Source organism: Synechocystis sp. PCC 7339, assembly GCF_019924095.1.
Classification (GTDB): Bacteria; Cyanobacteriota; Cyanobacteriia; order Cyanobacteriales; family Microcystaceae; genus Synechocystis.
Genome location: NZ_CP063659.1, coordinates 2,848,817 through 2,874,923 on the forward strand (window position 1 = coordinate 2,848,817; position 26,107 = coordinate 2,874,923).

32 protein-coding genes are annotated in these 26,107 nt (G+C 48.4%); 10 read left to right on the top strand and 22 right to left on the bottom strand.

Annotation, left to right across the window (positions count from 1 at the left end):
- Positions 1-79: 79 nt before the first annotated feature.
- Both IQE94_RS13475 and IQE94_RS13480 read left to right on the top strand, forming a co-directional pair.
- Complete coding sequence (locus IQE94_RS13475) at positions 80-802, top strand: SIMPL domain-containing protein (RefSeq protein WP_223342131.1); 723 nt, start codon at positions 80-82, stop codon at positions 800-802.
- Positions 792-2,534, top strand: coding sequence for a bifunctional serine/threonine-protein kinase/formylglycine-generating enzyme family protein (locus IQE94_RS13480; protein WP_223342132.1), 1,743 nt, complete (start codon positions 792-794; stop codon positions 2,532-2,534). Before IQE94_RS13475 ends, IQE94_RS13480 begins: the two co-directional genes overlap by 11 nt.
- A gap of 79 nt (positions 2,535-2,613) precedes the next feature.
- On the opposite strand, the gene IQE94_RS13485 is transcribed toward IQE94_RS13480, so the two are convergent.
- The 6 genes from IQE94_RS13485 to IQE94_RS13510 all read right to left on the bottom strand — a co-directional run bounded on the left by IQE94_RS13485 (position 2,614) and on the right by IQE94_RS13510 (position 8,225).
- On the bottom strand, positions 2,614-3,267 hold the full coding sequence (locus IQE94_RS13485) for a DUF4335 domain-containing protein (RefSeq protein ID WP_212721010.1): 654 nt from the start codon (positions 3,265-3,267) through the stop codon (positions 2,614-2,616).
- On the bottom strand, positions 3,264-3,926 hold the full coding sequence (locus IQE94_RS13490) for a DUF3038 domain-containing protein (protein WP_223342133.1): 663 nt from the start codon (positions 3,924-3,926) through the stop codon (positions 3,264-3,266). The genes IQE94_RS13485 and IQE94_RS13490 overlap by 4 nt, the downstream gene beginning before the upstream one ends.
- A gap of 61 nt (positions 3,927-3,987) precedes the next feature.
- Entirely contained in the window at positions 3,988-5,247 is a 1,260-nt protein-coding gene (locus IQE94_RS13495) for a DUF445 domain-containing protein (protein WP_212722081.1), read from the bottom strand.
- Between the two features lie 154 nt (positions 5,248-5,401).
- The gene (locus IQE94_RS13500; RefSeq protein ID WP_212721009.1) at positions 5,402-5,902 is read right to left on the bottom strand and encodes a thioesterase family protein; all 501 of its coding nucleotides are present in this window, start codon (positions 5,900-5,902) and stop codon (positions 5,402-5,404) included.
- Positions 5,903-5,941: 39 nt separating this feature from the next.
- A complete protein-coding gene (locus IQE94_RS13505; protein WP_212721006.1) occupies positions 5,942-6,913 on the bottom strand; it encodes an o-succinylbenzoate synthase in 972 nt (323 codons plus the stop codon).
- Positions 6,914-7,016: 103 nt separating this feature from the next.
- On the bottom strand, positions 7,017-8,225 hold the full coding sequence (locus IQE94_RS13510) for a peptidylprolyl isomerase (protein WP_212721004.1): 1,209 nt from the start codon (positions 8,223-8,225) through the stop codon (positions 7,017-7,019).
- A gap of 46 nt (positions 8,226-8,271) precedes the next feature.
- Here IQE94_RS13510 and efp point away from each other — a divergent pair, with 46 nt between their 5' ends.
- From efp to IQE94_RS18675, 4 genes are all read left to right on the top strand, one after another.
- The gene (gene efp / locus IQE94_RS13515; protein ID WP_190598281.1) at positions 8,272-8,835 is read left to right on the top strand and encodes an elongation factor P; all 564 of its coding nucleotides are present in this window, start codon (positions 8,272-8,274) and stop codon (positions 8,833-8,835) included.
- A gap of 107 nt (positions 8,836-8,942) precedes the next feature.
- Positions 8,943-9,407: an acetyl-CoA carboxylase biotin carboxyl carrier protein gene (gene accB / locus IQE94_RS13520; RefSeq protein WP_212721002.1), complete on the top strand. Its 465-nt coding sequence runs from the start codon at positions 8,943-8,945 to the stop codon at positions 9,405-9,407.
- A 106-nt stretch (positions 9,408-9,513) separates the two neighbouring features.
- Entirely contained in the window at positions 9,514-10,407 is an 894-nt protein-coding gene (locus IQE94_RS13525; RefSeq protein ID WP_212721000.1) for a BMC domain-containing protein, read from the top strand.
- A 36-nt stretch (positions 10,408-10,443) separates the two neighbouring features.
- On the top strand, positions 10,444-10,569 hold the full coding sequence (locus tag IQE94_RS18675; protein WP_255611296.1) for a hypothetical protein: 126 nt from the start codon (positions 10,444-10,446) through the stop codon (positions 10,567-10,569).
- A 50-nt stretch (positions 10,570-10,619) separates the two neighbouring features.
- Here IQE94_RS18675 and IQE94_RS13530 read toward each other — a convergent pair whose 3' ends face one another.
- From IQE94_RS13530 to glcD, 4 genes are all read right to left on the bottom strand, one after another.
- Positions 10,620-11,105 (bottom strand): PIN domain-containing protein, encoded by a 486-nt coding sequence (locus tag IQE94_RS13530; protein ID WP_212720998.1) that lies wholly within the window; start codon positions 11,103-11,105, stop codon positions 10,620-10,622.
- Between the two features lie 9 nt (positions 11,106-11,114).
- Positions 11,115-11,900 carry a hypothetical protein gene (locus IQE94_RS13535; RefSeq protein ID WP_212720996.1) on the bottom strand — a complete coding sequence of 262 codons (786 nt, stop codon included), beginning with the start codon at positions 11,898-11,900 and terminating at the stop codon, positions 11,115-11,117.
- A gap of 566 nt (positions 11,901-12,466) precedes the next feature.
- Positions 12,467-12,760 carry a PQ-loop repeat-containing protein gene (locus IQE94_RS13540; RefSeq protein ID WP_212720994.1) on the bottom strand — a complete coding sequence of 98 codons (294 nt, stop codon included), beginning with the start codon at positions 12,758-12,760 and terminating at the stop codon, positions 12,467-12,469.
- Between the two features lie 150 nt (positions 12,761-12,910).
- On the bottom strand, positions 12,911-14,389 hold the full coding sequence (gene glcD, locus IQE94_RS13545) for a glycolate oxidase subunit GlcD (protein WP_223342135.1): 1,479 nt from the start codon (positions 14,387-14,389) through the stop codon (positions 12,911-12,913).
- Positions 14,390-14,608: 219 nt separating this feature from the next.
- Between glcD and IQE94_RS13550 the strand changes: the two genes are divergently transcribed.
- The gene (locus IQE94_RS13550) at positions 14,609-14,932 is read left to right on the top strand and encodes a DUF3082 domain-containing protein (RefSeq protein ID WP_212720991.1); all 324 of its coding nucleotides are present in this window, start codon (positions 14,609-14,611) and stop codon (positions 14,930-14,932) included.
- An 84-nt stretch (positions 14,933-15,016) separates the two neighbouring features.
- Here IQE94_RS13550 and IQE94_RS13555 read toward each other — a convergent pair whose 3' ends face one another.
- From IQE94_RS13555 to IQE94_RS13565, 3 genes are all read right to left on the bottom strand, one after another.
- Positions 15,017-15,241 carry a riboflavin synthase subunit alpha gene (locus tag IQE94_RS13555; protein WP_194015322.1) on the bottom strand — a complete coding sequence of 75 codons (225 nt, stop codon included), beginning with the start codon at positions 15,239-15,241 and terminating at the stop codon, positions 15,017-15,019.
- A gap of 542 nt (positions 15,242-15,783) precedes the next feature.
- Complete coding sequence (locus IQE94_RS13560) at positions 15,784-16,326, bottom strand: thioredoxin family protein (protein ID WP_212720989.1); 543 nt, start codon at positions 16,324-16,326, stop codon at positions 15,784-15,786.
- A 225-nt stretch (positions 16,327-16,551) separates the two neighbouring features.
- The gene (locus IQE94_RS13565; RefSeq protein ID WP_212720987.1) at positions 16,552-16,980 is read right to left on the bottom strand and encodes a M48 family metallopeptidase; all 429 of its coding nucleotides are present in this window, start codon (positions 16,978-16,980) and stop codon (positions 16,552-16,554) included.
- A 236-nt stretch (positions 16,981-17,216) separates the two neighbouring features.
- On the opposite strand from IQE94_RS13565, the gene glpX reads away from it, so the two are divergent.
- Together glpX and IQE94_RS13575 are read left to right on the top strand one after the other, a co-directional pair.
- A complete protein-coding gene (glpX, locus tag IQE94_RS13570) occupies positions 17,217-18,254 on the top strand; it encodes a class II fructose-bisphosphatase (protein ID WP_190598480.1) in 1,038 nt (345 codons plus the stop codon).
- Between the two features lie 276 nt (positions 18,255-18,530).
- The gene (locus IQE94_RS13575; protein ID WP_212722080.1) at positions 18,531-18,995 is read left to right on the top strand and encodes a GNAT family N-acetyltransferase; all 465 of its coding nucleotides are present in this window, start codon (positions 18,531-18,533) and stop codon (positions 18,993-18,995) included.
- 116 nt (positions 18,996-19,111) lie between these two features.
- On the opposite strand, the gene IQE94_RS13580 is transcribed toward IQE94_RS13575, so the two are convergent.
- The 6 genes from IQE94_RS13580 to IQE94_RS13605 all read right to left on the bottom strand — a co-directional run bounded on the left by IQE94_RS13580 (position 19,112) and on the right by IQE94_RS13605 (position 22,660).
- Complete coding sequence (locus tag IQE94_RS13580; RefSeq protein WP_212720985.1) at positions 19,112-19,744, bottom strand: Uma2 family endonuclease; 633 nt, start codon at positions 19,742-19,744, stop codon at positions 19,112-19,114.
- A 133-nt stretch (positions 19,745-19,877) separates the two neighbouring features.
- Positions 19,878-20,198 carry a hypothetical protein gene (locus IQE94_RS13585; RefSeq protein ID WP_223342136.1) on the bottom strand — a complete coding sequence of 107 codons (321 nt, stop codon included), beginning with the start codon at positions 20,196-20,198 and terminating at the stop codon, positions 19,878-19,880.
- A 66-nt stretch (positions 20,199-20,264) separates the two neighbouring features.
- Complete coding sequence (locus IQE94_RS13590; protein ID WP_223342137.1) at positions 20,265-20,978, bottom strand: fimbria/pilus periplasmic chaperone; 714 nt, start codon at positions 20,976-20,978, stop codon at positions 20,265-20,267.
- 171 nt (positions 20,979-21,149) lie between these two features.
- A complete protein-coding gene (locus IQE94_RS13595; RefSeq protein ID WP_223342138.1) occupies positions 21,150-21,698 on the bottom strand; it encodes a hypothetical protein in 549 nt (182 codons plus the stop codon).
- A 387-nt stretch (positions 21,699-22,085) separates the two neighbouring features.
- A complete protein-coding gene (locus IQE94_RS13600; RefSeq protein ID WP_223342139.1) occupies positions 22,086-22,424 on the bottom strand; it encodes a type II toxin-antitoxin system PemK/MazF family toxin in 339 nt (112 codons plus the stop codon).
- On the bottom strand, positions 22,424-22,660 hold the full coding sequence (locus IQE94_RS13605) for a hypothetical protein (protein WP_194015332.1): 237 nt from the start codon (positions 22,658-22,660) through the stop codon (positions 22,424-22,426). The genes IQE94_RS13600 and IQE94_RS13605 overlap by 1 nt, the downstream gene beginning before the upstream one ends.
- A gap of 130 nt (positions 22,661-22,790) precedes the next feature.
- Between IQE94_RS13605 and IQE94_RS13610 the strand changes: the two genes are divergently transcribed.
- Complete coding sequence (locus IQE94_RS13610) at positions 22,791-23,477, top strand: response regulator transcription factor (RefSeq protein ID WP_212720980.1); 687 nt, start codon at positions 22,791-22,793, stop codon at positions 23,475-23,477.
- 27 nt (positions 23,478-23,504) lie between these two features.
- On the opposite strand, the gene IQE94_RS13615 is transcribed toward IQE94_RS13610, so the two are convergent.
- The 3 genes from IQE94_RS13615 to dapF form a co-directional block, all read right to left on the bottom strand.
- Positions 23,505-23,750, bottom strand: coding sequence for a hypothetical protein (locus IQE94_RS13615; RefSeq protein WP_370630479.1), 246 nt, complete (start codon positions 23,748-23,750; stop codon positions 23,505-23,507).
- Between the two features lie 30 nt (positions 23,751-23,780).
- A complete protein-coding gene (locus IQE94_RS13620) occupies positions 23,781-24,938 on the bottom strand; it encodes a DegT/DnrJ/EryC1/StrS aminotransferase family protein (protein WP_223342140.1) in 1,158 nt (385 codons plus the stop codon).
- Between the two features lie 310 nt (positions 24,939-25,248).
- Positions 25,249-26,088, bottom strand: coding sequence for a diaminopimelate epimerase (dapF, locus tag IQE94_RS13625; protein ID WP_212720976.1), 840 nt, complete (start codon positions 26,086-26,088; stop codon positions 25,249-25,251).
- Positions 26,089-26,107: the final 19 nt, after the last annotated feature.

Sequence of the window (26,107 nt, forward strand, 5' to 3'; positions counted from 1 at the left end):
GCTATCTGCCAGGGAGCTAGAACTTTGCCCTTAAGTATCGCCAAGAGTGCAACCAAAAATTTTTTCTAGGAGGCCAACCATGGGCATATTTAGATTTTCTCGATTTTCCGCATCGGTGCTGTTATTATCCGGTACGCTTCTCACTGCCTTGCCCCCTTCTCCCCTGTGGGCCAACGAAATGCAACAACTACTCACTGTCACTGGCCAAGCTTCGGAGTCTGTTCCCACCACCCTAACTGAAGCCCAGCTAACGGTGGAAGTCCAAGCCGATACTGCTAACCAAGTCCGTTCGGCGATCGCCGAACGGAGTAACCGTCTGGTGACATATCTACGTAGTCAACGGGTGGACAAATTACAAACCCAGGGGCTCCAACTCCAACCCAACTATGTTTATCGCAACAATGAAAGAAGTTTGGAAGGCTACATTGGCAGCAATACCGTCAGTTTTCAGTACCCAAGCGACCAAGTGGGAAAAATCCTTGATGAAGCTGTGCAAGCCGGGGCCAGTCGCATCGATGGCATTCGCTTTATCGCTACCCCTGAAACCCTCAAAGTAGCAGAACAAAAGGCCCTAGTTGCCGCCACCGCCGATGCCCAGGCCCAAGCTCGGGTGGTGCTGTCCAGTTTAAATTTAACTCCCCAAAACATCGTCCGCATTGTTATTAATCCCAGCCCCGGCCAACCCACGCCTATTTTTCGGGGGGCCCTGGCCGCTTCTCCGGTAGCGGAATCTGCGCCCACCCCCATTATTAGCGGTGACCAAACAGTACAGGCCACAGTGACCCTGGAAATTGCCTATTGAATTTTCCCCTTGCTTTTCCCCCAAGTACACCATTGACGGCGAGGAATTCATGGTCAATACCAATCCCCTAATTTTCAGAATGATGGCAGGCCAACGCATTGGGCAGTACCATCTAGAAAAACTTTTGGGAGCTGGGGGCTTTGGGGCCGTTTTCCTCGCTAGCGAGGTGGTAATGGAACGGGCTTTAAGACAGGTCGCCATCAAAATCATTCCCAACGCTGACGAAGCCAAATTGGAGGAATTGATCGCCGCCGCTAATTTAAGCCACGGCAATCTGATCAAAACCTATGCCGCCGGGGAGGGGGAACTCAATGGGACAAAAATTTTCTACCTAGCCATGGAATTGGCCGCAGAAAGCCTAGAACATCACCTACAGCAGCGCCAACTTAGTCCGACTGAGATTAGGAATTTATTTACGGCGATCGCCAGGGGATTGGCTTACCTCCACGGTAAAAACCAAGTACACCGGGATCTCAAGCCCGCCAACATTCTCCGAGTGGGAGAGCAGTGGAAACTGTCGGATTTTGGTTTGATTAAACATCTAGACGAGCATAGTTATGCTCAAACAATTAATCCCCTGGGCACCATCCCCTATATGCCGCCAGAGGCTTTTGATGGCATTGTTTCCCCCGCTTGGGATGTGTGGTCCTTGGGGATCATGGTGGTGCAAATTACCGCCCAAAGGTTACCCTACCAGTTCGACAACCAAACCCAACTACTCAAACGGGTGATGGAGGGAGATATTGACCTGCCTCCTTTGCCCCCGCCCTGGGGGGAATTAGCCCTTGCTTGTTTGGCCAAAGACCGCAGGCAACGTTGGGCGATCGCCGATGTACTGCAATTTCTTACCCAGCCAACGCCCCGGTTTCCCGAAGAAGTTACAGAAGGTGGGGCTATAGGGGAAGACTCTAAGTATCCTAACCGCCGTAAAGTTCTAATTTTGTGCGGATTAATGGCCGTGGGTGCCAGCGGGGGCACCATCTTTTTTAGCCGTAGCCAAACCAAAACCCTGGCGGAATATCAGGAAACTTTACCAAACGATGTTGCACTGACCATGGTTACCCTGGCGGGGGGGGAATTTATGATGGGGTCAACGACCAGTGATAAAGATGCCCAAGAGTGGGAAACCCCCCAGCATTTGGTACAAATTGCCCCCTTTGCCATGGGCAAATACCCCATTACCAGACAACAGTGGCAAGCCATTATGCAGGTGGGGGCCAATTCTAAATACTTTCAAGATTTTCCCCATCACCCCATGGAATGGGTCAGTTGGTACCAAGCCGAAGAATTTTGCCAAAGGTTAAGCCAAATCAGCGGCAAAATTTATAAATTACCCAGCGAGGCCCAATGGGAATATGCTTGCCGAGCGGGAAGTAAAACCCGGTTTTATTTTGGCGATAATGCCAAAGAGTTAAATAAATACGGTTGGTATAAGGGCAATTCCAACGGTTGGGGCCAAATGGTGGGGCGCAAACAACCCAATGGCTGGGGACTCTATGACATAAGCGGCAATGTGTGGGAATGGTGCGAGGACACCTGGCACGAAAATTATCAGGGGTCTCCAGGGAACAGTGGTGCTTGGGTAACAGAGCCCGATGGATCTCCAAGGGTATTGCGGGGGGGCTCATGGAAAGTGGCCGCGCCCCTCTGTCGTTCCGCCAGCCGTATCCGTCTTTACCCGGATAAAAACGAGAATGATTGCGGTTTGCGAGTGGTTTGTTTAAGTGTTTGACATACTCCCAACACAACTCCCCTGGCAACAATTGCTTTCTATTGTTAAAGGTGTTAAGGATGTCTGGGCAGCTTAGTTTCTAGGGAGTGGGGCCATCGGTGGGATTGCCATTGTCGGGCTGAGTCAAATCGGGAGTATTGTCGGGGTTGACTTCCGGTTCCCTAATTTCAGGGATGGGTAGCCAGTAGATCACCAGGGCAAAAACTGCTAAGCCCAAGGCCCCCAAACTAGCCGGAATAGCCCGTTGCACAAAGGGTTCGTCCGGTTGGCGGTGGCGACGAGACAGGGGTTCTAAGGTCAGGGAAAAGTCTGGTAAAGTGTGCCGATCGCCAATAAATTGATCCACCGCTTCCACCAGATCAAAGAGTTCCACTGTGCTTAAGTCAACGGCGATCGCCTCAGAGGATTCATCAGCCGGAGGATGCCACAACAAACGGTGCAGGGCCTGATCTGGCAGGGGAGTTAACTCAGCCCATTCACCATTTTCCCCCTTGGTTTCTGTGGGATGGGGAATACCACTCAGACAACCCTGGGCGTAACTGTTGACCGCTTTGGCCAAGGCCTCGAGAAAAGCCCGGCCCCCTTCCAAACTTTGGTTGGTGCCGAGGAACTGACAACGGGCATTGAGAATAATCTGCAAATCTTCGTTGCTAGAACTGGGATCAGTACCGCTGGCCATGCCCTCCAGGGTGAGGGTGCAGTTGGGTAGGCGATAGGGTCGTTGAATATTCAAGCCACTTCTCCGTCAAACAAGCTGATCCATAAACGTTCCATGCCGATGGTACCAGTGCAAAACAGCAATTGGTTGAGCAAACCCAGGGCAAAATCGTCCATGGCGGATTCAGAAGCCAACAACACCGATACTTTAGCCCGACGCGGATTCATCCGGCTACTGAAATGGGAACGGAATTGGTCTAGGTAATCCGACAGTAAAAAATTAGTACCCACCGGCAACTGTTTAGCCCGCATTTGTCGTTCCGCAATGAGCAATTGCCGCATAGTCACATTCAACGGCTTGGCCTGGTAATGGGCGATCGCCGTCAGGGCTTTAGCTTGGTCTAGGGTGAGCAGAGTGCGGTTGTAGGAACGTCGCCAGGGATTAGTACAACGTAACCGCCACAACGCCAGGGCATGGGGCACAATGGACTGTAGCCCCAAATCTTCTGCACTGGCCAGCATTTTCGACGCTGAGCCAACATCCAAAGCTTCGATCGCCAGTAATAGCAAATCAAGGCGTTGCTGCAACTGACTGGCACACCGCTGATTAGACAGGGGAAAATCCGGCAAAGTTTTTAGCACAGCGGCCTGTTCTTCAACAACAACGGCGGCATCAGACATGGGCAAAGTTAACAGGCTGAGTTGGGCAAAGGAACAGAGCAGCCCAAAGGCCACCCAGAAAATAGTCTAAATTTTGACACTGCAGACCATGGTATCGCATCGGGTCAGACTCCCATCAAAAACCACGGCTGACGAAGAAAAAGCCACTCTGCAAAGCACCAATGATTAACCCCAGTACTCCCCCCAGATTAACAATGGCCTGAAGCTCACTACGGACAATGGCCTGGACAGCGGTTTCCAACTCGGCGGCGGGGGTTTCATTAATACGATTGATAATCACCTGGTCAATGGCCAAGATGGGGATAATTTGCTTCACAATTTTTTCTAAATCATCTTCCAAATACCGTTCCAAAATTGACGCCAACTCCTCACTTACCAAGCCCAGGGAGCCCGTCACCGCCGTGGAAGATTGGAGCCGATTGACAATAAGCACCGCCACATTATCCCAATCCACCGATTTACCAAAATCCTTCAGAAAAGGTTCCCCCCGCTCCCGAATATAGGTCCGCACCACTTCCCCTGTGGTTCGCCGCAATTGTCGCACCGTCGAAACGGGTAAATTTTCCAAGGATAATTGCTGGAGCCAGTCCTTGAGGCGATTCCGAATTTCTAGGGAGAGCAATAACTCCTTCAGACGCAAGTTGGCCGTTTCCTTTTCCTCCAGGCAAAAAGCCCGCAAACGGGTGAGGGAATTACGCACCCCAAATAAATTAGCCACAACCCAATAGGTGCCACTGGTTTTTTCGCGAAAACCCTCATCAATTACCTGGATATTGCGATCGCTCAAAAAATCCACCAACGCCAAACGAATCGTATCCGGAGGTAATACTGTGCCTAGTAACCAATCGGCGAACTGACGAGATTGCAATTCCGAGAGTCGAAATTCCAGCAGAATTTGGTCAAAAATACGGTTAATCTGATCCGATAGAAAATTATCCTGCCGAGCCAAGGCCTTCAATAAGCGGGGCAAAGATTCACTAAATAAATCCTGCAAAATATTGGCGAGAATTTGGGCGGTTTTTTGTTGCTTATCTTCCCGAATTTGTTTCAGGGCCAATTGCAACAGCCATCCCAATGCCCCCTCTACCCGTTCCCGTTGCAGCAGTTTTCGGGCCAGCCGTTGTAATTCCTCCGGGGTCAGCAAAGAACCCATAATGGTGTCGGAAACCCTCTTGGCCAGTCGTTCCTGGTTGCGGGGAATTAATCCAGGGGTGAAAGGCAGTCGATAGGGCCCGAGAAAAAAGGGTTTGTAGGGACGAAATAGCATTTTGATGGCTAAATCGTTGGTGAAATAGCCAATAATTCCCCCCGCAATGGGAGGTAACGCTAGGGTGAGGAGTAGGGAGTAATTAATCATCATCAATGGCAAAGCAATGCAGTCCCCGGCCCGGACTGATCAGTATTCAGAGAACCATAACCTTGTCCAGACCGGCGCGAAGAGGCAGAAGAATCAAGATTGCTGGTCACTGTAAACACAAATTTTGCCCCTCCTTCCCAAAATAATGAATGCCGCCATTGAAGATTGAAGATCACTGTCTCAGCTTTAATAAATTTTCCTGCACCACTGGCGGTAAACGGCGCATAATTTTTCCCTTGGCTGGGTCGATCGCCACTAGGGTAATTTTGCCAGTCACACAGAGTTCCCCGGTTTCTAGGCAAATAATTTGATTCTGCCATTCCAGCCGTACTTTCTGGATTTCTTGCATTTGCACCTTAATCACTGCCGTTTGTCCTAGGCGGATGGCGCGGTGGTAGCGGAGGGCCAGACTCACCACGGGCAAATCACAGCCCAGTTTGACCAAGTCGGCAAAATCCACCCCAATGGACCGCAAACATTCCACTCGGGCGGTTTCCAACCAAGTCAGGTAGGTGCCATGCCAAACAACGCCGCCATAATCGGTGTGGTGGGGTTGCACCCGAACCATAATCTCAAACCACTTTTCGGTCACAGCTTCCAGTTCCGGCCGGGAAACTAAGCTATTACGTCCTTGGGAGCTTGGGGGCAATTGGGGCTTTGGGGAATCACTCACAGTCAATCTCAAGGGGGCATTAAACAAAGCTGATCCCCATCATACCGAGTCCGGGGTAGCCTCTGTTATTGGTTCCTTTGGGGGAGCAAAGCCAACGGCATGGTCTGGTAAGTTCCACTTTTGGGCCAGGGCTAACACTTGACCCCTGGCGATCGCCGTTTCAAACACGGAGGAGAAAATGGCGGGTATGGGATGGGTTTTTAACCAATTGTTCAGTAACCGAGGATCTCCCATGATGGCGGCTTTGAGGATGTAAAGCCCCGGCCAACCTTTATCGTAGAGTTGCTGTAGTTGGGCTAAACTACATACCGTTTCGTCTAGGGCGATGGGGATAGCAAAATCCCGTTGCAATCGAAACATTTCATCAATTTGCTTAGGAGGTAGGGGTTGCTCCAGGTATTGAACTTTGAGCAGGGAATTTCCCCTTTGGCGATCAAGCAGGGTTAGCCATTGTCGGGCAAGGGCGGGGGTTAAACCACCGTTGGCATCGAGGCGTAAATTTATTTGTCCGGGTAATTGCTCCAATGTTGCTAGCAGTTGTAAATACAAATCCCGTTCTTTGGGGAAATCATCTACTGCAATTTTCCACTTGACGGTATTGGCAGTTAATTTCTGCCCTGAATTGAGGTAATCCAGTGCTCTTTTTCCCGTTGGCAATAACTGACAATAATTAATATTTTGTGGATCGGTTTCAATCAAATTTTCAGAGCTTAATTCTAACTCCGTTGAGCCAAAGGCAAACCCACAACAGGGTAGGCGACCGCCAATTTTCTTAATTTGTTCTGGGGTAATCCGACCGTTCAAACTACTGCAAAAGTCTGTGGCGCTGGCTAAGTCTTCCGTACCAAACCAAGGTAGGGGAGCAATTTCTCCTCGGCCAGTCTTGCCCTCTTGGTTTCTCAACTCCACAATCAAACCCTGTCGCCGTTGCCAATGGCCATGGGCTGTCACCACTGGGTTAGGCAGGGGAAAATTGTAGGAATAAAACTTGACTTGATAGGATTCCCCCATGGAGCAGACTGGGTTCAAGGGCTCTATTAATCTGAAAAAATAAAGAAAAGAGAGGTATTTTTACCTCCCTTAATCAAGTTTTTGACAATGGTTCACTTGTTTATTAACTATTACCGTTGATTAAATTGTCGGCACCGTCAACCACCTTGGCCGAGACAATTTTGTCCCCTTCGCTTAACTGTTCCAAGGTTTCTTTGCCATCCACTACGTAACCAAAAACGGAATAGCGGCCATCCATCAAATTAAACCCCGGCGGAGTTAGTTCCGTATCAAACTTAAAGAAGAAAAATTGGGAAGAACCACCGTTGGGTTCCATTTCCGGCCGGGCTAAGGCGATCGCCCCGTAGGCATTGAAAGGCAAAGCCAGTTCCGGTAAATACATACCGGCATCTTCTAGGGTCATGCCATAGATGGGCCCTTCTTCCCCTTTAACTAAAATTTCTAGGGGAATGGCGCGATATTGTTTAGTTTGGGGATCAATAAAACCCGCTTCTGGCCCTGGGGGATCCCCTGCCTGGGTCACAAAGAAATCTTCTGAACGGATGAAAGGTAAACCGTCATAGAATTTGCGTTGCACCAAATCCACAAAGTTACCGGCGTTAATGGGGGCGCTATAGCCATCCACCTCAATGGTCAGCGGGCCTTTATTGGTAGTCATTTCCACCGTGGCCCGGCCCTTCAGTTGGGGCAGATTGGCAAATTCTTCGGGAATGGCAAAGGGGAAATCCGTCACCATCAGAGCTTCCAAATCCCCGATCGCCGTTAGGGTCGATTGACGTAGGCCAATCACCTGTTCCTTATCCTTATCTTCCACCGCTGCGGCCAAATCAGTTAAATCAGTTTTGATGATGCCCAATAAGCTTTCCGCCTCCGATTGGCGATCGGCAGGCACCCCAGCGAGAATTTTATCTTCCTTCAGGGTGATGGTCAGATTAGCCGCCCGCACATCTTTTTTAATCGCCGGCCAACGCTTCGCCCGGATGTGGTTAGAAATATCCTCCAAACTATCCTGCAAACGCCGCACCTCTGGATTATCGATGGGCAGAGCGTAGCGCAAGATGGCATTGGGATCGGTAATGGCATTGCCCTGGGCCAAAGCACCCAACAGCATCGGCTGGTCCAAAGGCAAGCTCCAGCCCGGCATAGTCCAAGTCAAGGATAGTAAGGTGAAGATCAAGTACATCAAGCCCAACCGTAGGCCCTGTCGGGTAATTATCCCCAGGGGAATTTTAATAATTTGCATCATAATGATTGTGGTTTGTTCTCCAGCATAGGGGGCAACAGCAAAATTTTCCCACTTCAACGCCCCCATCCCCTAGTAGAATGTTGGGTGAACTTTTGAGTCTTTCTTGGCTTCCATGATATCCAGTAACGATTTTCGCACAGGTACAAGTATTGTGATGGACGGCGCAGTCTGGAAGGTGGTGGAATTCCTCCACGTTAAACCAGGCAAGGGTTCCGCCTTTGTCCGGACCAAGCTCAAAAGTGTTCAAACTGGCAATGTAGTGGAAAAAACTTTCCGGGCGGGAGAAACGGTGCCCCAGGCCAACATCGAAAAATCCGTCATGCAACACACCTATAAAGATGGCGATCAATATGTCTTTATGGATATGGAAACCTTTGAAGAGGTGAGCATTGCCCCAGACACCCTGGGAGACAAGGCCAAATTCATCAAAGAAGAGATGGAAGTTAGTGTGGTCACCTGGGATGGCACTATCCTCGACGTGGAATTACCCACCAGCGTGGTGCTGGAAATTGTTGAAACTGATCCCGGTGTGAAGGGGGATACGGCCACCGGCGGTACCAAGCCGGCTATTTTGGAAACCGGTGCCCAAGTGATGGTACCCCTATTCATTGCCCAGGGAGAAAAGATTAAGGTTGACACCAGAGATGGTTCCTACCTAGGACGGGACAATGCCTAAGCTGTGGTTAACTTGATCAATTGGGTAGATGGATTTTAACCCGTGGGCCCATTGGTCAGCTCAAGCTTTACTAATCGTATTTTGTTGTATTGGGGGGTGGGTAATTCGTGGCTATTAACTTTACGGAACTGCGGGAATTGTTGGGGGTAATTTCCCAAAGTAACATCACCGAGTTCAGCCTAAAAAGCGGCGATTTTGAGGTGTCAGTCCGTAAGGATGTTATGTCCGGCGGCGTTTCCGTTCCCCCCCAGGCCATTGCCCCCCCGTCTTCTCCTGTGGCTTCTACCCCGGTTACTTCCCCGGAAGTTCCGGCCCCGTCCCCGGCGGATCAAAAATGGACGGCGATCGTTTCCCCCATGGTGGGCACTTTTTACCGAGCCCCAGCCCCGGACGAGCCTCCTTTTGTGGAAGTGGGAGATGCAGTCAGCAAAGGCCAGGGGGTCTGCATTATTGAAGCAATGAAGTTAATGAATGAAATTGAAGCGGAAGTGGCGGGGCAGGTAATGGAAATTGTGGTGGAAAATGGGGAGCCGGTGGAATACGGCCAAACCCTCATGTGGATTAGGCCCTAACGTTGTTGGCTAGTTTGTCCGGGGCGTTGGAGGCTGTTTGGGTGCTTCCAACCCAGTGAGTTATCATAGAAGGCGATCGCCACAGCGGCCCTGATCCTCTCCGGTTGTGCCGACTTTCTTAACAATGACCAGCGTCCCTATTGCCCGTTCCCCTCGCCCCAGTTATCAGCAAATAAATCAGCATCAGCCCAGTGATAGTGCCCTAGGGTTAGTCTCCACCAGGAGTTTTCCGGCGATCGTGGGGACAGCGGACATGATGCTGAAATCTTCCCAAGTGACCTTGGTGGGCTACGAAAAGATTGGTAGTGGCTACTGTACTGCAGTGGTGCGAGGCAAGGTGGCCGATGTGCGTCTGGCTGTGGAAGAAGGGGCCAGAACAGCAGAACAGTTTGGTCAGCTAGTATCAAAATTGGTCATTCCCCGGCCCATGCCCAACCTCCAGGCGGTGTTCCCCATCGGTAGTCATCTAGTGGAAATTGCCCAACAGCAACGGGGTTACAGTCGTTTGAGCAATCGCTCCATTGGCCTTTTGGAAACTAGGGGTTTTCCTGCCATGGTGGGGGCCGCCGATGCCATGCTCAAATCCGCCGATGTACAGCTAGCTTCCTACGAAATCATTGGGGATGGCCTTTGTACTGCCATTGTCCGGGGAACGGTGGCCAATGTGGCCATGGCGATCGAAGTGGGTATGCAGGAAGCGGAACGCATTGGGGAACTCCATGCAGTAATGATTATTCCTCGACTTTTGGAAGATTTAGAACATACTTTGCCCGTAGCCACCTATTGGCTAGACGAAAACGAACCCCTACCAATGTTACTGCCCAATCAAGTGCGGGAAAAACAACGGCAATTGGTGGCCTTGCCGGAATTAGAAAAGGCCGTAGTACCCCAACGTCAGGCGGAACCATTACCTATACAAGAAAAAATAGAAGCCCCTCTGATTTTAGAAAAAGAGGCGGAAAAGCCCATAGTGGAAGTGCTAAGTCCAGAAATTGATTAGTTGATTATTCTTCTAAGGGAAATCGAAAACAGAGCCATGCAACCCCTATTTACCATCGGTCATTCTAACCATAGTCAGGAAAAATTCATTGAACTGCTAGAGTGCCATGGCATTACGGCCCTAGCAGTGAAGTGGCCCAACGTTTGGGATTCACCTCAATAAAAATGCTGTGGGGTACCCTACGGAGCGTTAGAGGGCTATCGGAAGCCGGCTTAGGTATTTTGGGCATCAAGGAGATTTCCCTGAAGGGATATGCTAGGCATTCTGCGAACCTCTATGATTTCCTTGCCCAACTTGTGTATGTCATCGTCTTCCGAGTAGATGCAGGATGCTTTCTGGGCTAGGGCAACAGCTAAGATCATCATGTCAATTTTCATCTTTTCCCGCTGGATGCCTAATTCTTCCCTCAGTCCCCACTTATTGATATGGATTTTGCCGTATTCAATACTCGCTGGAACGTCAAATGGTACTATTCTGGTCCTTCGAGAAATCTCTTCCATAACCCTTGGGTTGTCTTTAGGATTGCATCCCATCAGTAACTCGGCAAAAACAGGAGCAGGTATGATGACATGATCGCGGTCAGCTTCTAACTGATTTAGTAGGGCTTCTGCTTTGGGAATGTTTTCTCGGCGGTCGGGGGTAGATCGCTTTTGGATGCCCCACACAACAATGTTAGTATCAAGACAAATAACACTCATTTCAGTTCATTAATCTCCATTTTCGCTTTCAGCAAAGTAGGAGACTGGGTCATCGATGTGGGAGAAAGCATCGCTGATACTCTGTTTAAGATGATTAAAGGTCTCTGTTATTGGGGAGTCTTGGTAGTCGGTGAACTCGATGATTTGAAAAGACTGTATTTCCATGTCATTCATTCTCCATTCGACGTTCCCCCTGATGCCAACAATCTCATACAATCTTTGCCCAGCTTGACGGACGATCGCTTTTTTAGCATCACAGTAGAGTATTCTACCGGACATTATTTTGATCGCAACTTTGGGTTCACTGCCGCCGACTCGAATGATTTCTCCGTAGAGTGTGGTTTCCCCTTGCATTGTAATAGATGCAGGAATTTCTAATGTTTGATTGATTGAGGTTAGATATTTACGACTTCCATTGACGGCATAAAATTCCGTATTGAATCCTCCTTTCTTAGAGAGTTGACGAATTTTGGCAATGCTTTCAACGGTTTTTGAGGGAAGAATTTCGAGCTTGCGGGTCTCTATGCAATGGGAAACGGCTTCAAAGGCGGGAACCGTAATTTCGGGTAGACTAGGCTGATACTCCAAGATATAACCATCACCTTTAACGTTTTTCAGACCGATAATGATGTCATTGGCATGGATCTCGGAATGCTTATCATGAACGTAAGTGCTGATTATTTCTTCTGTCGCTGTAATTAATTCGCCAATATCCTTCGACCTGACTTTGCCGGGGGATATCCCTGCTCCAGTCAAGCTTGTTTCAATCGTGGTGTCTCCATAGCTTTGGGTCATTGTAGGTTGGCACGGAGTTGATTGCATGGCCTCTACAGTGAGAATAACAAGTAATCGACTCTGTGGATAGATGGAAGAGGGTCAGCTTATTTGCTTTTTTTGACACTGCGCTATGGGATCATTCTGTCTTCCCTTTCTTGCTCCGGAGTTGACGGGGCTTTTTCTTGGTGTTAGTTGCCAGTGGTAGCGATTAATTGCCGGCGTGATTGAGTTATACCCGGAATTAGAATTAATATTAAAGGAAATGAGGCGCTTGGGATGGACTGAGAAACAAGGGAGGGGTTATTTGCAGGAAAATTTTGGCAAGCGTTCCAGACATGAATTGTCATTGGAGGAATGTGGACAGTTTTTATTTTATCTGCAAAACTTACTATGATTATTTGTTTTTTTAGTAAATTTTTCTTGAATTATTGTTTGCTCGATTATTGAGAAAATTATTTCGTTGAGTGTTGGCAACTTCTCCACAACGGCGGGTTTCCTACCCCTCCACATTTTTAAGTGGATTTCTTGGTCGTAGGCGATCGCCAGATGTATGGGTTGATTTTTTACCAAAAAATTTCCTAAATTCAAATAACAGGAAACACCTTATAATAAATCATCACAAAAATAGTCAAGATATTGATGGCATAGTTAAACAAAAGGGGCCACATATTAGCATCAGTCCTTGCCTGCTCGTAAAGGACAAAAACTAGAGTGAGCACTTCCCCTAAAAACCATGAGCCTAAAAATAGGGGAGAAAGGCCGTTAGCATTGCCATTCAGCCAACATTCGTAGGCTTGGGGGATGCCACAAACCGCAAGCATAAAGGCGCCTATCCATCCGATGGCCCTGAGATTCTGATTTGTTGGTTCCTGTTGCATCAATGTTGGTTTAACGATGTGGGGCAATTACTTTAAAATATCTAAAGCTAATTTGTCCTAAAAGAAAATTATTTTTTCATTCAAGCATTACTCAACCTTACTAAGCTGTTTTGGAGCTAGAACAGATTGTCTTCATTGTTTATTTTGAGCTTAATAAATTTCCCCCATTTTTTCGTCCTGTCCTAAATTAAATCTTTGGGCATTGGCCACTTCACCACAACGGCGGGGAGTGGGAAAAAGCTTGCCGGGATTGGCCAAATTATCAGGGTTAAAACAGTGCCTTACCCATTGCATAGTTTCCAAATCTACTTCATTGAACATATTGGGCATAAAGCAATTCTTATCCATGCCAATGCCGTGTTCTCCTGATAAACTTCCCCCCAATTCGACGCAACGCTTAAGAATTTCTCCTCCCAATTCTTCTACTTTTTCCCAGGCTCCCGGCACTTTTTGATCGTACAAAATTAGGGGGTGTAAATTGCCATCGCCGGCATGGAAAACGTTAGCAATGGGGAAACCATATTTTTGACTCAACGCATTAATGTCCGCCAAAATTTGTACCAATTGAGTACGGGGTACCACACCATCCTGGACAAAGTAACTGGGGCTTAATTTACCGGCCGCCGCAAAGGCCGCTTTTCTACCTTTCCACATCTTCAAGCGGGTTTCTTGGTCGTAGGCGATCGCCGTGTTGCGGGCTCCATTATTACGGCAAATTTCCTCTACTTTGGCTTGGTTTAATTCCACTTCAATGGGCAGACCGTCCAGTTCCACTAAAAGAATGGCCGCCGCATCCCTGGGGTAACAATTGGTGGCAACTACGTCTTCCACGGCGTTGATGCTGAAATTGTCCATAATTTCCATGCCCGCCGGGACAATACCCGCTGCAATGATATCGGCTACAGATTGAGCCGTGGCTTCGAGGGAAAGAAAATCCGCTAATACAACACAGATAGATTCTGGGGTTTTAAGAATTTTTAGGGTGATTTCCGTGGCAATGCCTAGGGTTCCTTCCGACCCGATAAATAAGCCAGTTAGATCATAGCCAGGCATTTCTGTAATTTGTCCCCCCACTTCCACAATGGAACCGTCGGGAATGACCAGCTTTAACCCCAGCACATGGTTGGTGGTGGTGCCGTACTTCAAACAATGGACGCCGCCGGAGTTCTCGGCAATGTTACCGCCGATGGAGCAAACAATCTGACTAGAAGGATCGGGAGCATAGTAAAAACCTGCGCCACTAACGGTTTGGGTGACCCAGTTGTTTACCACCCCGGGTTGGACAACAATGGTCTGGTTGTCGTAATCCACTGCCAAAATTTTTTGCATGCGAGTGGTGACAATTAACAGACTATCTACCCCCGGTAAGGCTCCCCCCGACAACCCTGTGCCAGCCCCCCTAGCGATCCAAGGAATTTGGCGATCGTGGCAGAGTTTAACTATTGCGGCCACCTGCTCCGTTGTGCGGGGTAAAACCACCAGGGCCGGCCGTTGTCGATAGCCTGTTAAACCGTCGCATTCATAAGTGAAGAGCTCATCTTTGCGTTTAATTACCCCATCTTGACCCAATATTTTTTCAAGCTGGGGGATAAGGTCAACGGTGGAATTCACTGGGGAAGATACAGTCATGGGGTTGGTCAAAATTCAGGGAAATCAAACAATTCCAGGCTTGGAACTGCTAGATGGATCGTGGTATTATTCTACCGCTTACGGATAATACAGCGCTTTGGTGCTGGGCACTCTGGAGAAGTGGGCGGAGTGATTTACTTAGTACATTTATGAATGATTCTTGATGATTAATAATTTTTCCCCTATCTTTTCTGCAATGACACTTTTGAGCGTTTGCCCATGACTGAACCTGCCCCCAAACTAGCCAAAACGGAGCCAGTACCTCCCACTCCCCTGCGCTGTTTAGTTGGGTCAGGCATTTCCGCTTCCCTGGCCTGGGGGTTGTATTTGCTGACTTCGGCGATCGCCGTTAGTTTTGCCAGTAAGCCGGTGTTATCCGACAAGGCCATTGTCCAGCGCATTGCTTCAGCAGTGAGAACTTTGGTGCTGGGCTTAGCTTCCATGGGCACCTTTATCTTTGCCTTTGTGGCGATCGGCCTAATTTTGTTGATGATCCAATTAATTGTGCAAAAACGACCCTCCGGTAATGATGGAGGGAGCTAACAGATTGAAGATGTTAGTAAGAGTACGACTTTTAACTAAGCGTCTGGAAAATTGAAAAATCTGGTCAATATATCGTCGATTAACCTATTCCATGGGAGCGTTTTGACTTAAACGATAAAATCGCTCCACACCGAAGGGAACTGCGGCCAAGGTCAGCTTTAAGGCCCAGGGAGCAAAAAACAGGGTGACTAAAATGGATAACACTGCCACACATCCTAACGAGGCCCTGATTACGTCTTCCTGCACAGTGAAGCAAAGGATGGCAGAAAAAGAGGCTAAGGCCAAAGACAGGATGGAAAGTACCAACATAAAGCAGTAAATTTTGGGATGCAGAGGGGGTTCGATCAAGCCAAAAGCTAAGTCAGGCGATCGGATGTGGGCTAGGCAAATAAACCTTGGGGGCGGCAGACAGTTCCATGGAGAAATATCAATCCTTCACCGCTGTATTTGAATATACCATAAACTTTTGTTAACGCGCAGATAGGGCCCAGCCCATTGCTTGCTGATTTGGAGGATTGCCCATATTTTGACGGGAAAAAAATTTAAACAATAGGCGATTGTGTCGGGTTGAAATTCCTATGACCTGTTGAAACGGTTTGCGTTCTGCACTTCCAGGTTCTCTCAGGATAATCCTGAGCCTTGAAGAGGTCGGCGAGCTTAATTGGAAAAAATAGGCAAAAAAATAAGGAAGTCCGCAAGGAGTCTTGCCATGTTTCGACCCTCCGGCTGCTTCCTTATTAATCTTACTCCTCACACACAAATAGATACTAGCCGATCGCCCAAGGACTGGATAGCCGAATCTGTAGCAGTTTAATGATTGGCATAGTTTCTAGTTATGGTCACTTGGTCTGCTAACTGGGGCGGGGGTTGCCGTGAGTACGGGGAGAGGTGGGGTCAGCTTCAATGGTTCGGTTTTCCACCACCGAAGTTTGGCCTGTCACATTGGCGTAGGGGATCGGTTCGTGGGCTAACAGGGCGGTGATGTTTTGCTCCAACACTCCCAAAGGTTGTTCTCCAATGCTCTCGGCGATCGCCGTGCCGGTGTCATCCAGGTAAACAAAATGGGGAATACCATCCACCCGATAGCGCAACACTTCCGGCAACCATTTATTGTTGTCCACATTGAGCATGGCAAAGTTGACCGACCCGCCATAGTTTTTCTTTAACTCCGCTAAATCCGGGGCCATGGCTTGGCAGCTAGTACACCAATTGGCATAGAATTCTACCAAGGTGGGGCGACCATTCTCCAAAGCGGTGGCCAGGGGGATGGCCCGCTGAGCTTGGGCTTCCAGGGAAGTACCCTGGCTTTGGGTTTGGAAACCGAGATAAAGGGCCGCACTCAGGGCAATCGCCACCACGGCTAATAAGGCGTTACGAATTTTGGCCGGGGTCATAGGCTGGGGATATTTGAACAAGGTTGGGGATTCTCTTCAAGGTAACAAACCAACACCAGGGACTGACTGGCTTACTTAAATTTTGCCTAAGAACGTGTTTAGAAAGTTTTATTCCGTCCCCTAAATCTCCTCACTCAATGGGGGACTTTCACTCAGTTTCCCCCAAATTTGGGGGGCCAGGGGGGCTTTTAAAACAGGTTCTAAAGTCAAAACCAATTGGTCAAACTACTCCGTCAGCCATTTTTTAATCCGTTCAATGTCGCGCCAATCGGGCTTGCGCTGGAGACCGTCATCCAAGCTTTCCATCACCCCAGCGGCAATTTCCTGATCAAAGGACATCATTTGGGCTGCCAACTCCACCTGTTCCCGCACACCGGTCTTTTTATTAGCCAGCATGGCCAAGGCATAGTTAACTCTGGCCTGGGGGTGGTAGCCGTCGATTTTTACCGACCGCTGGGCCGCCTTGAAAGCCAAAGTTGGTTTGTCGTCCAGGAGATACAACCAAGCAAGGCAAGCCCACACCGTGGCATTTTTCGGGGAGCTATCGGCAATTTCCTTAAATACCGGAATCAGGGTTTCGGGGCCTTCCCCCCCGTTATATCTGGCGATCGCCTGGTTGAAGGCATCTTCTGGGGAGATTACGGACTCAGTCATGGTCACAATTAGCTAAATTTGGCAGTGGAATGGTTCAAGGCAGTCAAAAAGCAGGCAGACAATCCGCCCAACTCTTAATCTTAAGGGATCTTTTGGTCCCGCCGTGGTCAGGGCCAAAGCAGATTTCCCCTCCTCGGCAATGCTGTACGCTGATCCCCCCCTCTGATAGACTTTTGACTATTAACACTTAATCACAAGCTAGGGAAACCTAATCAGCAGTTGGGAGGATTCAATTCGTGGACAGCACCCTCGGTTTAGAAATTATTGAAGTCGTAGAACAAGCGGCGATCGCCTCGGCAAAATGGATGGGTAAAGGTGAAAAAAACACCGCCGACCAAGTGGCTGTAGAAGCCATGCGGGAACGGATGAATAGAATCCACATGCGGGGCCGCATCGTCATTGGCGAGGGGGAAAGGGATGACGCACCCATGCTCTACATCGGTGAAGAAGTGGGCATTTGCACCAGGGAAGATGCCAAATCCTTCTGCAATCCCGACGAATTGGTAGAAATTGATATTGCCGTTGACCCCTGTGAAGGTACCAACCTAGTGGCCTATGGTCAAAACGGTTCCATGGCGGTGTTGGCCATTTCTGAAAAAGGTGGTTTGTTTGCCGCTCCCGATTTCTATATGAAAAAACTGGCGGCCCCCCCAGCGGCCAAAGGTCATGTGGACATCGACAAATCCGCCACCGAAAACCTGAAAATCCTTTCCGACTGCCTCAACCGTAGCATTGAGGAATTAGTGGTGGTGGTCATGGACCGTCCTCGCCATAAAGAGTTGATCCAAGAAATCCGCAATGCCGGCGCTCGGGTACGCCTCATCAGTGATGGAGACGTTTCTGCTGCCATTTCCTGTGCTTTTTCCGGCACCAACATCCACGCTCTGATGGGTATCGGTGCTGCGCCTGAAGGTGTAATTTCCGCCGCCGCGATGCGTTGCCTTGGTGGCCACTTCCAAGGACAGTTAATTTACGATCCTGAAGTGGTTAAAACTGGCCTAATTGGTGAAAGTCGGGAAGGTAACCTAGAGCGGCTCGCTTCCATGGGCATTAAAAATCCTGATCAGGTTTACAACTGCGAAGAATTGGCCTGTGGCGAAACGGTTTTATTTGCCGCCTGTGGCATCACCCCCGGCACTTTGATGGAAGGGGTACGCTTCTTCCATGGTGGGGTACGCACCCAAAGCTTGGTCATTTCTAGTCAGTCCAGCACGGCCCGCTTTGTGGACACCGTTCATATGAAGGAAAGTCCCAAAGTAATCCAACTGCATTAACTTTTTCTCAGTAACTATCCCCGGAAGGTCAAACTCTGGGGAAATACATCGCCGTTTTCCTTGTCCCCTGAAGCACAGATTTTGGGGGACTTGCGTTTTTGTTGGCTCACAGTAACTGAGGTTTGATTGCCCGTCACTCATCATCCATATCACTGGTATCGGGTAGGCGCTGATCATTTGTGGCACTAGCTAAAACACTGAAGTTGAGATTCTCCCCTGGCTAAAAACAATAGGTTTGGGTTAATAATTGCCAATATGGAAAAAAAGGCGATCGCCGTGGAAATTAATTGGTCTTGGCAACGGTTTAACGATATTTCTGGGGAAGCAATGCACGAAATGCTCGCCCTACGGCAAAATGTGTTTATGGTAGAGCAGGGATGTTTATATTTGGACGCTGATGGGTTGGATAAACAATCATGGCACCTGTTTGGTCGCACCAATGATCAACAATTAGTGGCCTACGCACGACTGAATTTTCCCCATACCAGATACCCGGAACCATCTTTCGGTCGAGTTCTCACGAGTAAAGCAATCAGGGGAATGGGTACTGGCAGGAAAATTGTCGCAGCCTGCATCCAGAAAAGCTTGCAGGAATATCCAAACTTAGATGTGTGGATTTCAGCTCAGACTTACCTTACCAAGTTTTATGCAGAATTTGGTTTTGCAGAGGTTGGTGATCCCTATGATGACCACGGCATAGAACATATCAGTATGATTTTTCGTGTTCCGCCCAACAGGTGACCAATAGGACAATGCCTTTTGTTTACAATTGCCGCTTATTACTCTGGAAAAAGACTTCCGAAGGAGAGGCGTAATCACTGCTCATTGCAACTTTTGTCTTCAGGTATTGTGAGAAATCAATTGCCCCGGATCTTCTGGCGAAAAGCTAACACCGCATCGAAGGGTTCTTTCCAAGCAATATAACTAGCGAATAAGGTTAAATCTAGCCCCGGCAATAATTCGCTTTGATTAACTTTCTCGTAGTTTTTTTTGTTTAAGTAGTAAACGTCTAGCTGATTGTTTTGCCAAAACCAAACTTCTGGAACGCCCAAAGCCTGATAGATTTCCAGAGAGTCAATGCTGCCACTGGTTAGCACAATTTCAATGGCTAAATCAGGAATATTTTTTCGGCTCTTGAAACAGTAGGACTTATCTAGCTCGATGCCCCATTGGGTCAATGCAGACCGAAAAGTGGTTGAGCCGAGGGAATAAAAGCGAATGGATTTTTCTTGCAAATAAGCTTCTAATAAAATGCCGATTTTTTCTTTATAAAATTCGTGACGATAACTAGGGGACATAACTTGTAGCGTTTGCCGGGAGTATTTCAAAATAAATGTGGAATTATCTCCTAATAAGGTTAGTAGCCCCTGATAATCCTGCCAACTAACATCAGAAATAATAAAAATTTGCTCCCTTGTTGCTAGGGGAGATGGAATGCTGTCCAATAGTTGCTGGTAATCAGTTAAACCATGATCAATTAAGGCTATCATTGCCTTTCCTTTGTCAAATTAAGTTTTATTCTTAATACCAATTCGTTAAATTCCAGCGACGGACCAAGATATATCCCCCCTAGCCCCCCTTGAGAAGGGGGGCTAGGGGGGATTAGGAGTCGTATCTATCATTTTAAGATTTGGTATAACCTCCAACTATAGGTTTCAACTCCATACATTGAGTGTTCAAAAAGGCTTCCGAAGGAGGGGCGCAATCAATGCCTTTCCCCCGGAAGGTGATCGCTGGAGGCGAAATTTGGTCAACCTTTGGCCCTGGAGCGGTGGGGGCCCTCGGTTCACGCATGGTTTGGGCATAGCCTTCGGTGGCGTTGGGTTTGAGCACCAAATTTTTTGCCGGCTTGGGGATAACCACGGTGGTATTAACCGCTTCAGCCATCGCCAAGCTAGGACTCAACGTAATTGCCAGACTAAGGGAAAAAATAAATAAGCGCATGGGAATACCTCCGAGCCGAAGCTAGGGATGTCCCATACGCAGTCTCTCCCGGCGATCGGCTAGCAGTTAATTTGTGGTAAAGGTGGCAGTAACAGGGCCAACGGGTAATTCTTTGGGCCAGGGCAGAACAAAGCGGCGCTTATTGCCAGCTAGCATATTCTCGCCAATGACTCCTTTCAGTTGTTCATCTCCACTGAGGGTGATGGTTTTTCCCTCCGCAATAAGATTAACCTTCAACCCTCTGAGCAATTGGTGGGCTGTACCCTGATTTTCAAAATTTAGTACCAACTTCTGGGAACCATCTTCTGAAGTCAAAGGCTGGGCATTTTCTAGGACTACTTTGGGAGAAGCATTGGGAGGGGTAACATAGATCGTACCCACATACTTAAAAAGGACTTTGATATCGACAACTCTTGTGTCGGTAGGCTCGTCAATTTTTGGCTCTAGGGCATCAATGGGAACCTGTTCGGCCACAATGCGATAGGGAAGTTCCTCAGCAGGAGTTGGATCTCCTACCCACACTACCCTCACAGCCTGAACTTGGTTGGGCATAAGAATAATCTGGGGAGGATAAACCACAAAATCTTCCTCTTCCGGAGGCATTTCCTCGATCCCATCGATGGACATTTGGCGGCCCACAACACTTACTTGCACTGCTACAGGCTGGGTTCCCGTGCTACGAAGCAGAAAAGAACGACTTGCTCCACCGCCAGCTGGAGTAAATTGCATTTCCATGGGGGAAAGTTGGAAAGAGGGGGAAGCTTCTGTTACCTTTGGCATCGCCAAGTTAAAAGTTATACTTCCAACTAAACCACAAAGAAAGGCCACAAACGTGGATCCAGAACATCGATGAAAAGCCGTCATTTTAACCCTCCGTTGATAATAGTAAGCGCCCGGTCAAACTTCAGCTTAAACTTGATTTGATGCGAGCGCCAACTATCTTTAACTTACTTATTTGTTGGTCAGTGTAAAAGTAAGAGTATCGCTGTATACACCATGGGCTTTTCCATCAACATTAGATTGTAGAACCGAGATAGCAACATCACGATCACAACCAGTTGAAGAGGCGCAAGCACTAATCAATGCTGTAGGACTTTCGGCAGTTCCTTCTCCCGAAGTAAGTGTGACAGAGGCGGTGGAGCCAGTTGGTCCGTAGTAGAGGGTGTAGGGCATTTGCAGATAAGCAGCAATTCCATCACCTGTTGTTAGGATACCTTGGTTATCTGACGTAACTGCTACGGTGAAGCCAGCTGCATCGTTGGATTTGACATTAACATTACCAACAACAGTTTCAGAAAGTGCCGTGTACAGAGTCAATTCTTCAGGGCTGCCAACAGTTTTAGTTGCAGTCCAAGTTAAGATTTCAACTTCAGGAACTTGAACGCCAATGTCATCACCTTCAGAATTGGTAGGATTAGCAAAAGTGGCGGGGCTTAACATTACAGCGGAACCAATAACCAAACCAGAAGCTAGAAGAACTTGATTGAATTTAGTGAACATAATTTGTCGCCTCCTTCCCGTGACCTTGGTCTTGGGAAATGAATGTTGTTTTTTTCTTTACTCCTTTATTGTATGGAAATGGCAATTTGTACGTATTGGCACTAACACTGGACTTTCACTAAATTTGGATTTTTTACTGCTCCGTAGAAATACGATTTTTTGTAACAAAATCTACATAAACAAAGAAAAGTATTGTTCCTAGTCACTCATTGGTTGTGACTCAGATCACATACCCCCTATAATCTGGATCATTCTGTCTTTTTTCTGTAAAACAATAGCTTTTTCATCAATTCGAAATAGTTTCTTGATGGAGTGATTGTGAAGATATATTAACCAAGCCCCCGCCCTGGATCTAAAAAATATCTAAAAAATGTGGTCATCATCGGGTTAGAGAAACAACACCATCCGCAGACCCTCATCCACCTGCTCTTGTAGATATTTGGGTAAGGAACCGACAAGTTCTGTGAGGAAGGATTTATCCACCGTTAAAATCTGAGACACATTGACAACGGACTGCCTGGGTAAGCCCGACGCTTCCGGGGGCAAAACGACATTCCCCGGTGCTTCTGCTAACCGAATATTAGAAGTAATGACAACTACAATGACCGTGTTAATTAGGCTTTGGGTGAAAATATCATCTTGAACGATTAGCACAGGACGACGGTAGCCCGGTTCAGAGCCGACGGGATTAGGCAGATCCGCCCACCAAATTTCGCCCCTATACATTACCAGTCCTCGGAGGGCAGAGACAAAAATTGCATCCCGGCCATGATTGGATCTAGAGCAGAAGACTCTTCAGCGTAAACCTGGTTCAACCTCTGCAAAATTTGATCATTTTTATACTTGTCTAAGTGGGCCCTAATGGCATTTGTGTAAAGCTCACTGCGGGACAAACCTAATTGTCGAGCTAAGGCTTCCGCCTCTTGAAAAACCGAATCTGGAAGGGAAATTGCTGTTTTCATACTAATCTAGCAGAGTGTCCTACGCCTTTGGTTATACTATGGTTATACCCTATTTTTCTACAATTTATGGCCAGCAGAGCAGAAAATTGGCAACATACAAATTAAACGCCCCGCTGTTACCTAACCATCCATGGAATTTGACCCCGATTCCCTCGTTTTTAATGCCAGGTATGATCTGTTTCAGCTTTTGGTGAATCACTTTAACGTCATCGCCTGCCTGTATCCCCGCCTGTTCGCCGTCTCCATTGCCCGCATTTCCGCTCAGCGGCAAAAGAAAAAGAAAGTCAAAATTTTCACCCTACAAAGCGAAGCCCTAGCCTACTTTGAACAGCAACCAGATCCGGTGGTGGTGATCATTTGCCAGCGGTTAGAAGACGGTTCCGGTTTAGACCTGTTGCAACAACTCAAAGCCCACCCCCGATCGCCGCAGTGTTTATTGTTGCTGTTGAATGACCATGCGGCCATTGTGGAAGAAGCCCAGCAGTTGGGGGCCGATGGGATCTTTTTGGAGTCTAGTTTGGGTAATGGGGAAATTAACTTGGCTGTGGAATGCCTACTCCAGGGCAAAACCTACATTGATAGTCGCCTCCAGGCGATCGCCGATTATCGCAAAGCCCAGAAAGATGAATTGACCAAGCGGGAAGTGACGATTTTACGGTTAGTGGCCGAAGGTAAAACCAACAGCGAAATTGGCCAGGAATTACATTTAGCCAGCTCCACAGTGCGGGAATATGTGCAGACCATTATGCGTAAGCTCAACGCCAGGGACAGAACCTCAGCGGCGATCGCCGGGTTGCGGGAAGGCTACTTAAATTAGGCTGTTTTGATGGAAAGGGTTTGGGCTCTACCAATCCAGCACCGGCTTTTCTGCCCCCTGTTCCCGTTTTCTTTTGGCATCCTCCTCGAACCAAGCAATGATAATTTCTGGAGTCAGATCGGCGATCGCCAATTGTTCTTCCGCCGCAATGGTTTGCAAAAGCCGCAGGGAAGAAATAGTGAGACGGGTGAGGAACTTTTCCGACTGACTGAGCAGGGCCCCATCAACGGCGTGGGACTCGGCGGGGGTGAGAAATTGTTGTCCGGCTTCCATGGGGATAGGCAATTGGTGGTTGCAGAAAGTTTACAGACTGGGCAAAATTTGGATGATTTTTTCGGCCACTGTTTGCACCGTTTCGGTTTCCATTTCCGGCCAGATGGGCAAACTTAATACCTCCGTGGCTAGGCGATCGCTGATGGGGTTGGGGGCATACTGACCCCGGTACACCGGCAACTGATCCTGGGGCACAGGGTAATAGATCATGGTGCTAATACCTATACCTTGCATTGCCTTAGCTAGGGCATCCCTTTTGCCGTTCAAAATCCGCAGGGTGTATTGGTGAAAGACATGGCCAGCGGTGATGGTGGGGGTAGTAATGCCTTCCACCCCTTGGAACAGATCATTATAGGTCTGGGCCACCCGACGACGGCCCATGCTCCATTCCTTTAAATGGGATAGTTTGACGTTTAAAATAGCGGCTTGCAACGCATCCAAACGGGAGTTATAGCCCAGCATTTCGTTTTGGTAGCGTTGTCTGGAACCGTGCACCCTCAAACAGCGGGCCAAATCGGCGATCGCCTGGTCGTTAGTGGTGATCAAACCACCGTCACCGTAGGCCCCCAGATTTTTGGTTGGGAAAAAGGAAAAGGCACCCACATTCCCCATGGCTCCGGTGTATTGACCCATTAGGGCCTGTTTAACTTGGTCATCACAGTCCTGGTCACAACCTAGGCAATCACCGGCATAGACAGCCCCAAAGGATTGGGCACAATCTTCGATAATTTTTAGACCATGGTCATGGGCAAGGGCTTTAATTTGAGCCATGGCAGCCGGTTGACCGAATAAATGCACTGGCATAATTGCCTTAGTGCGGGGCGTAATGGCCGCCTTGATTTTGTCGGGATCAAGATTAAAATCGGCGATCGTCACATCGACAAAAACCGGTTTAGCCCCCACATTACTGATGGATTCCGCCGTAGCAAAAAAGGAAAAAGGGGTAGTAATTACCTCGTCCCCCGGGCCAATGCCCAACGCCCTGAGGCCAATCATCAGAGCATCGGTGCCAGAATTAACCCCAATGGCATACTTTACCCTCAGGTAATCAGCGGCGGCTTGCTCAAAATCTGCAACCGTTTTGCCCAAAATGAATTGTCCCGATTCCAAGACACCATTCACCGCTTGTTGAATTTCGGCTTTGATCCTTTGATATTGGGGCTTAAGGTCAAGGATGGGGATGTTCATCGAGCTGCTTAACTGAATATGTTGTGGAAAAATAGCGGCGTTGGGCTGAAAAGATGTCCATCAAATTCTAGGGCATGGCCGTCCCCAAGTTGAACAGATTAACCGCCCATCATCAATGTACTGGCCAGAAATTGCTTCTCCCACTCAATGCTTTTCACAAGAAAGAACAAAAGTTTTATTTTTTAAGACTTGAGATTCCGTTGGTAAAGTTGTAGTTTGTTCCCTAAATCGACCGCAATTTCGAGGGATTTTTTTGTAGTTTCTCCCAACTTCAGTCGTCAGGGTGTTTTTAGAACCCATTTTCAAACATTCAAATTTCCGCCTGGCCGCTGAAGACCCTCTGGGCTGGCCCCGTCATATAGAGCCGATTGTCCTGGGCAGACCATTCAATCTCCAAATTGCCGCCTGGTAATTCCACCGTGCAACGCCGAGCGCCCCTGCTGGTTAACACCGCCGCCACCACCGTGGCACAGGCCCCCGTCCCACAGGCCAAGGTAATGCCCGCTCCCCTTTCCCAGACTCGCATTTTCAGGCGATCGCCCGCCAAAACTTTGATAAACTCCGTATTGGTACGTTGGGGAAATTGGGAATGGTGCTCAAACAGGGGGCCAATCTCCGTTAAGTTAAGACTGTCCACATCGTCTACAAAAGTCAAACAATGGGGATTACCCATGCTCACACAGGTCACAGCCCAGGTTTGCCCGGCCACTACCAAAGGCAGATCCACAACCTTTTCCCCCGGTGCCGCTAGGGTGGTGGGAATAAGCTCCGCTAACAATTGGGGTTCCCCCATGTCCACTTTCACCTGGCCATCGGCCAACAGTTGGGGGGTGATTACCCCGGCCAGGGTATGGATGCGATAGGTTTTTTCCCCTACCCCTTCTAAATCTGCCAAAAACTTAGCCAAACAACGGATGCCATTGCCACACATTTCCGGTTCCGAACCGTCGGAGTTAAAAATCCGCATGGTGTAATCCGTTCCCTCTTGCCCCGGCAAAGCAAAAATTACCCCGTCCGCTCCGATGCCAAAATGGCGATCGCACAACAGTTGGGCTTGGTCTGGGGTTAAGCAGGGAGCCGCACTCTGACGGTTATCCACCAAAATAAAATCGTTGCCGAGACCGTGGTATTTACTAAAGCTAAGGTCCATGGGATCAGATTAGAAGGAA

Coding starts and splice junctions, on each gene's coding strand:
- IQE94_RS13475 (WP_223342131.1), top strand. CDS start 80: ATGGGCATATTTAGATTTTCTCGATTTTCCGCATCGGTGCTGTTATTA.
- IQE94_RS13505 (WP_212721006.1), bottom strand. CDS start 6,913: ATGGGGGAATCCTATCAAGTCAAGTTTTATTCCTACAATTTTCCCCTG.
- IQE94_RS13510 (WP_212721004.1), bottom strand. CDS start 8,225: ATGGGGGCGTTGAAGTGGGAAAATTTTGCTGTTGCCCCCTATGCTGGA.
- efp (WP_190598281.1), top strand. CDS start 8,272: ATGATATCCAGTAACGATTTTCGCACAGGTACAAGTATTGTGATGGAC.
- IQE94_RS18675 (WP_255611296.1), top strand. CDS start 10,444: ATGCAACCCCTATTTACCATCGGTCATTCTAACCATAGTCAGGAAAAA.
- IQE94_RS13530 (WP_212720998.1), bottom strand. CDS start 11,105: ATGAGTGTTATTTGTCTTGATACTAACATTGTTGTGTGGGGCATCCAA.
- IQE94_RS13535 (WP_212720996.1), bottom strand. CDS start 11,900: ATGACCCAAAGCTATGGAGACACCACGATTGAAACAAGCTTGACTGGA.
- IQE94_RS13540 (WP_212720994.1), bottom strand. CDS start 12,760: ATGCAACAGGAACCAACAAATCAGAATCTCAGGGCCATCGGATGGATA.
- glcD (WP_223342135.1), bottom strand. CDS start 14,389: ATGACTGTATCTTCCCCAGTGAATTCCACCGTTGACCTTATCCCCCAG.
- IQE94_RS13550 (WP_212720991.1), top strand. CDS start 14,609: ATGACTGAACCTGCCCCCAAACTAGCCAAAACGGAGCCAGTACCTCCC.
- IQE94_RS13555 (WP_194015322.1), bottom strand. CDS start 15,241: ATGTTGGTACTTTCCATCCTGTCTTTGGCCTTAGCCTCTTTTTCTGCC.
- IQE94_RS13560 (WP_212720989.1), bottom strand. CDS start 16,326: ATGACCCCGGCCAAAATTCGTAACGCCTTATTAGCCGTGGTGGCGATT.
- IQE94_RS13565 (WP_212720987.1), bottom strand. CDS start 16,980: ATGACTGAGTCCGTAATCTCCCCAGAAGATGCCTTCAACCAGGCGATC.
- IQE94_RS13580 (WP_212720985.1), bottom strand. CDS start 19,744: ATGATAGCCTTAATTGATCATGGTTTAACTGATTACCAGCAACTATTG.
- IQE94_RS13585 (WP_223342136.1), bottom strand. CDS start 20,198: ATGCGCTTATTTATTTTTTCCCTTAGTCTGGCAATTACGTTGAGTCCT.
- IQE94_RS13590 (WP_223342137.1), bottom strand. CDS start 20,978: ATGCCAAAGGTAACAGAAGCTTCCCCCTCTTTCCAACTTTCCCCCATG.
- IQE94_RS13595 (WP_223342138.1), bottom strand. CDS start 21,698: ATGTTCACTAAATTCAATCAAGTTCTTCTAGCTTCTGGTTTGGTTATT.
- IQE94_RS13600 (WP_223342139.1), bottom strand. CDS start 22,424: ATGTATAGGGGCGAAATTTGGTGGGCGGATCTGCCTAATCCCGTCGGC.
- IQE94_RS13605 (WP_194015332.1), bottom strand. CDS start 22,660: ATGAAAACAGCAATTTCCCTTCCAGATTCGGTTTTTCAAGAGGCGGAA.
- IQE94_RS13610 (WP_212720980.1), top strand. CDS start 22,791: ATGGAATTTGACCCCGATTCCCTCGTTTTTAATGCCAGGTATGATCTG.
- IQE94_RS13615 (WP_370630479.1), bottom strand. CDS start 23,750: ATGGAAGCCGGACAACAATTTCTCACCCCCGCCGAGTCCCACGCCGTT.
- IQE94_RS13620 (WP_223342140.1), bottom strand. CDS start 24,938: ATGAACATCCCCATCCTTGACCTTAAGCCCCAATATCAAAGGATCAAA.
- dapF (WP_212720976.1), bottom strand. CDS start 26,088: ATGGACCTTAGCTTTAGTAAATACCACGGTCTCGGCAACGATTTTATT.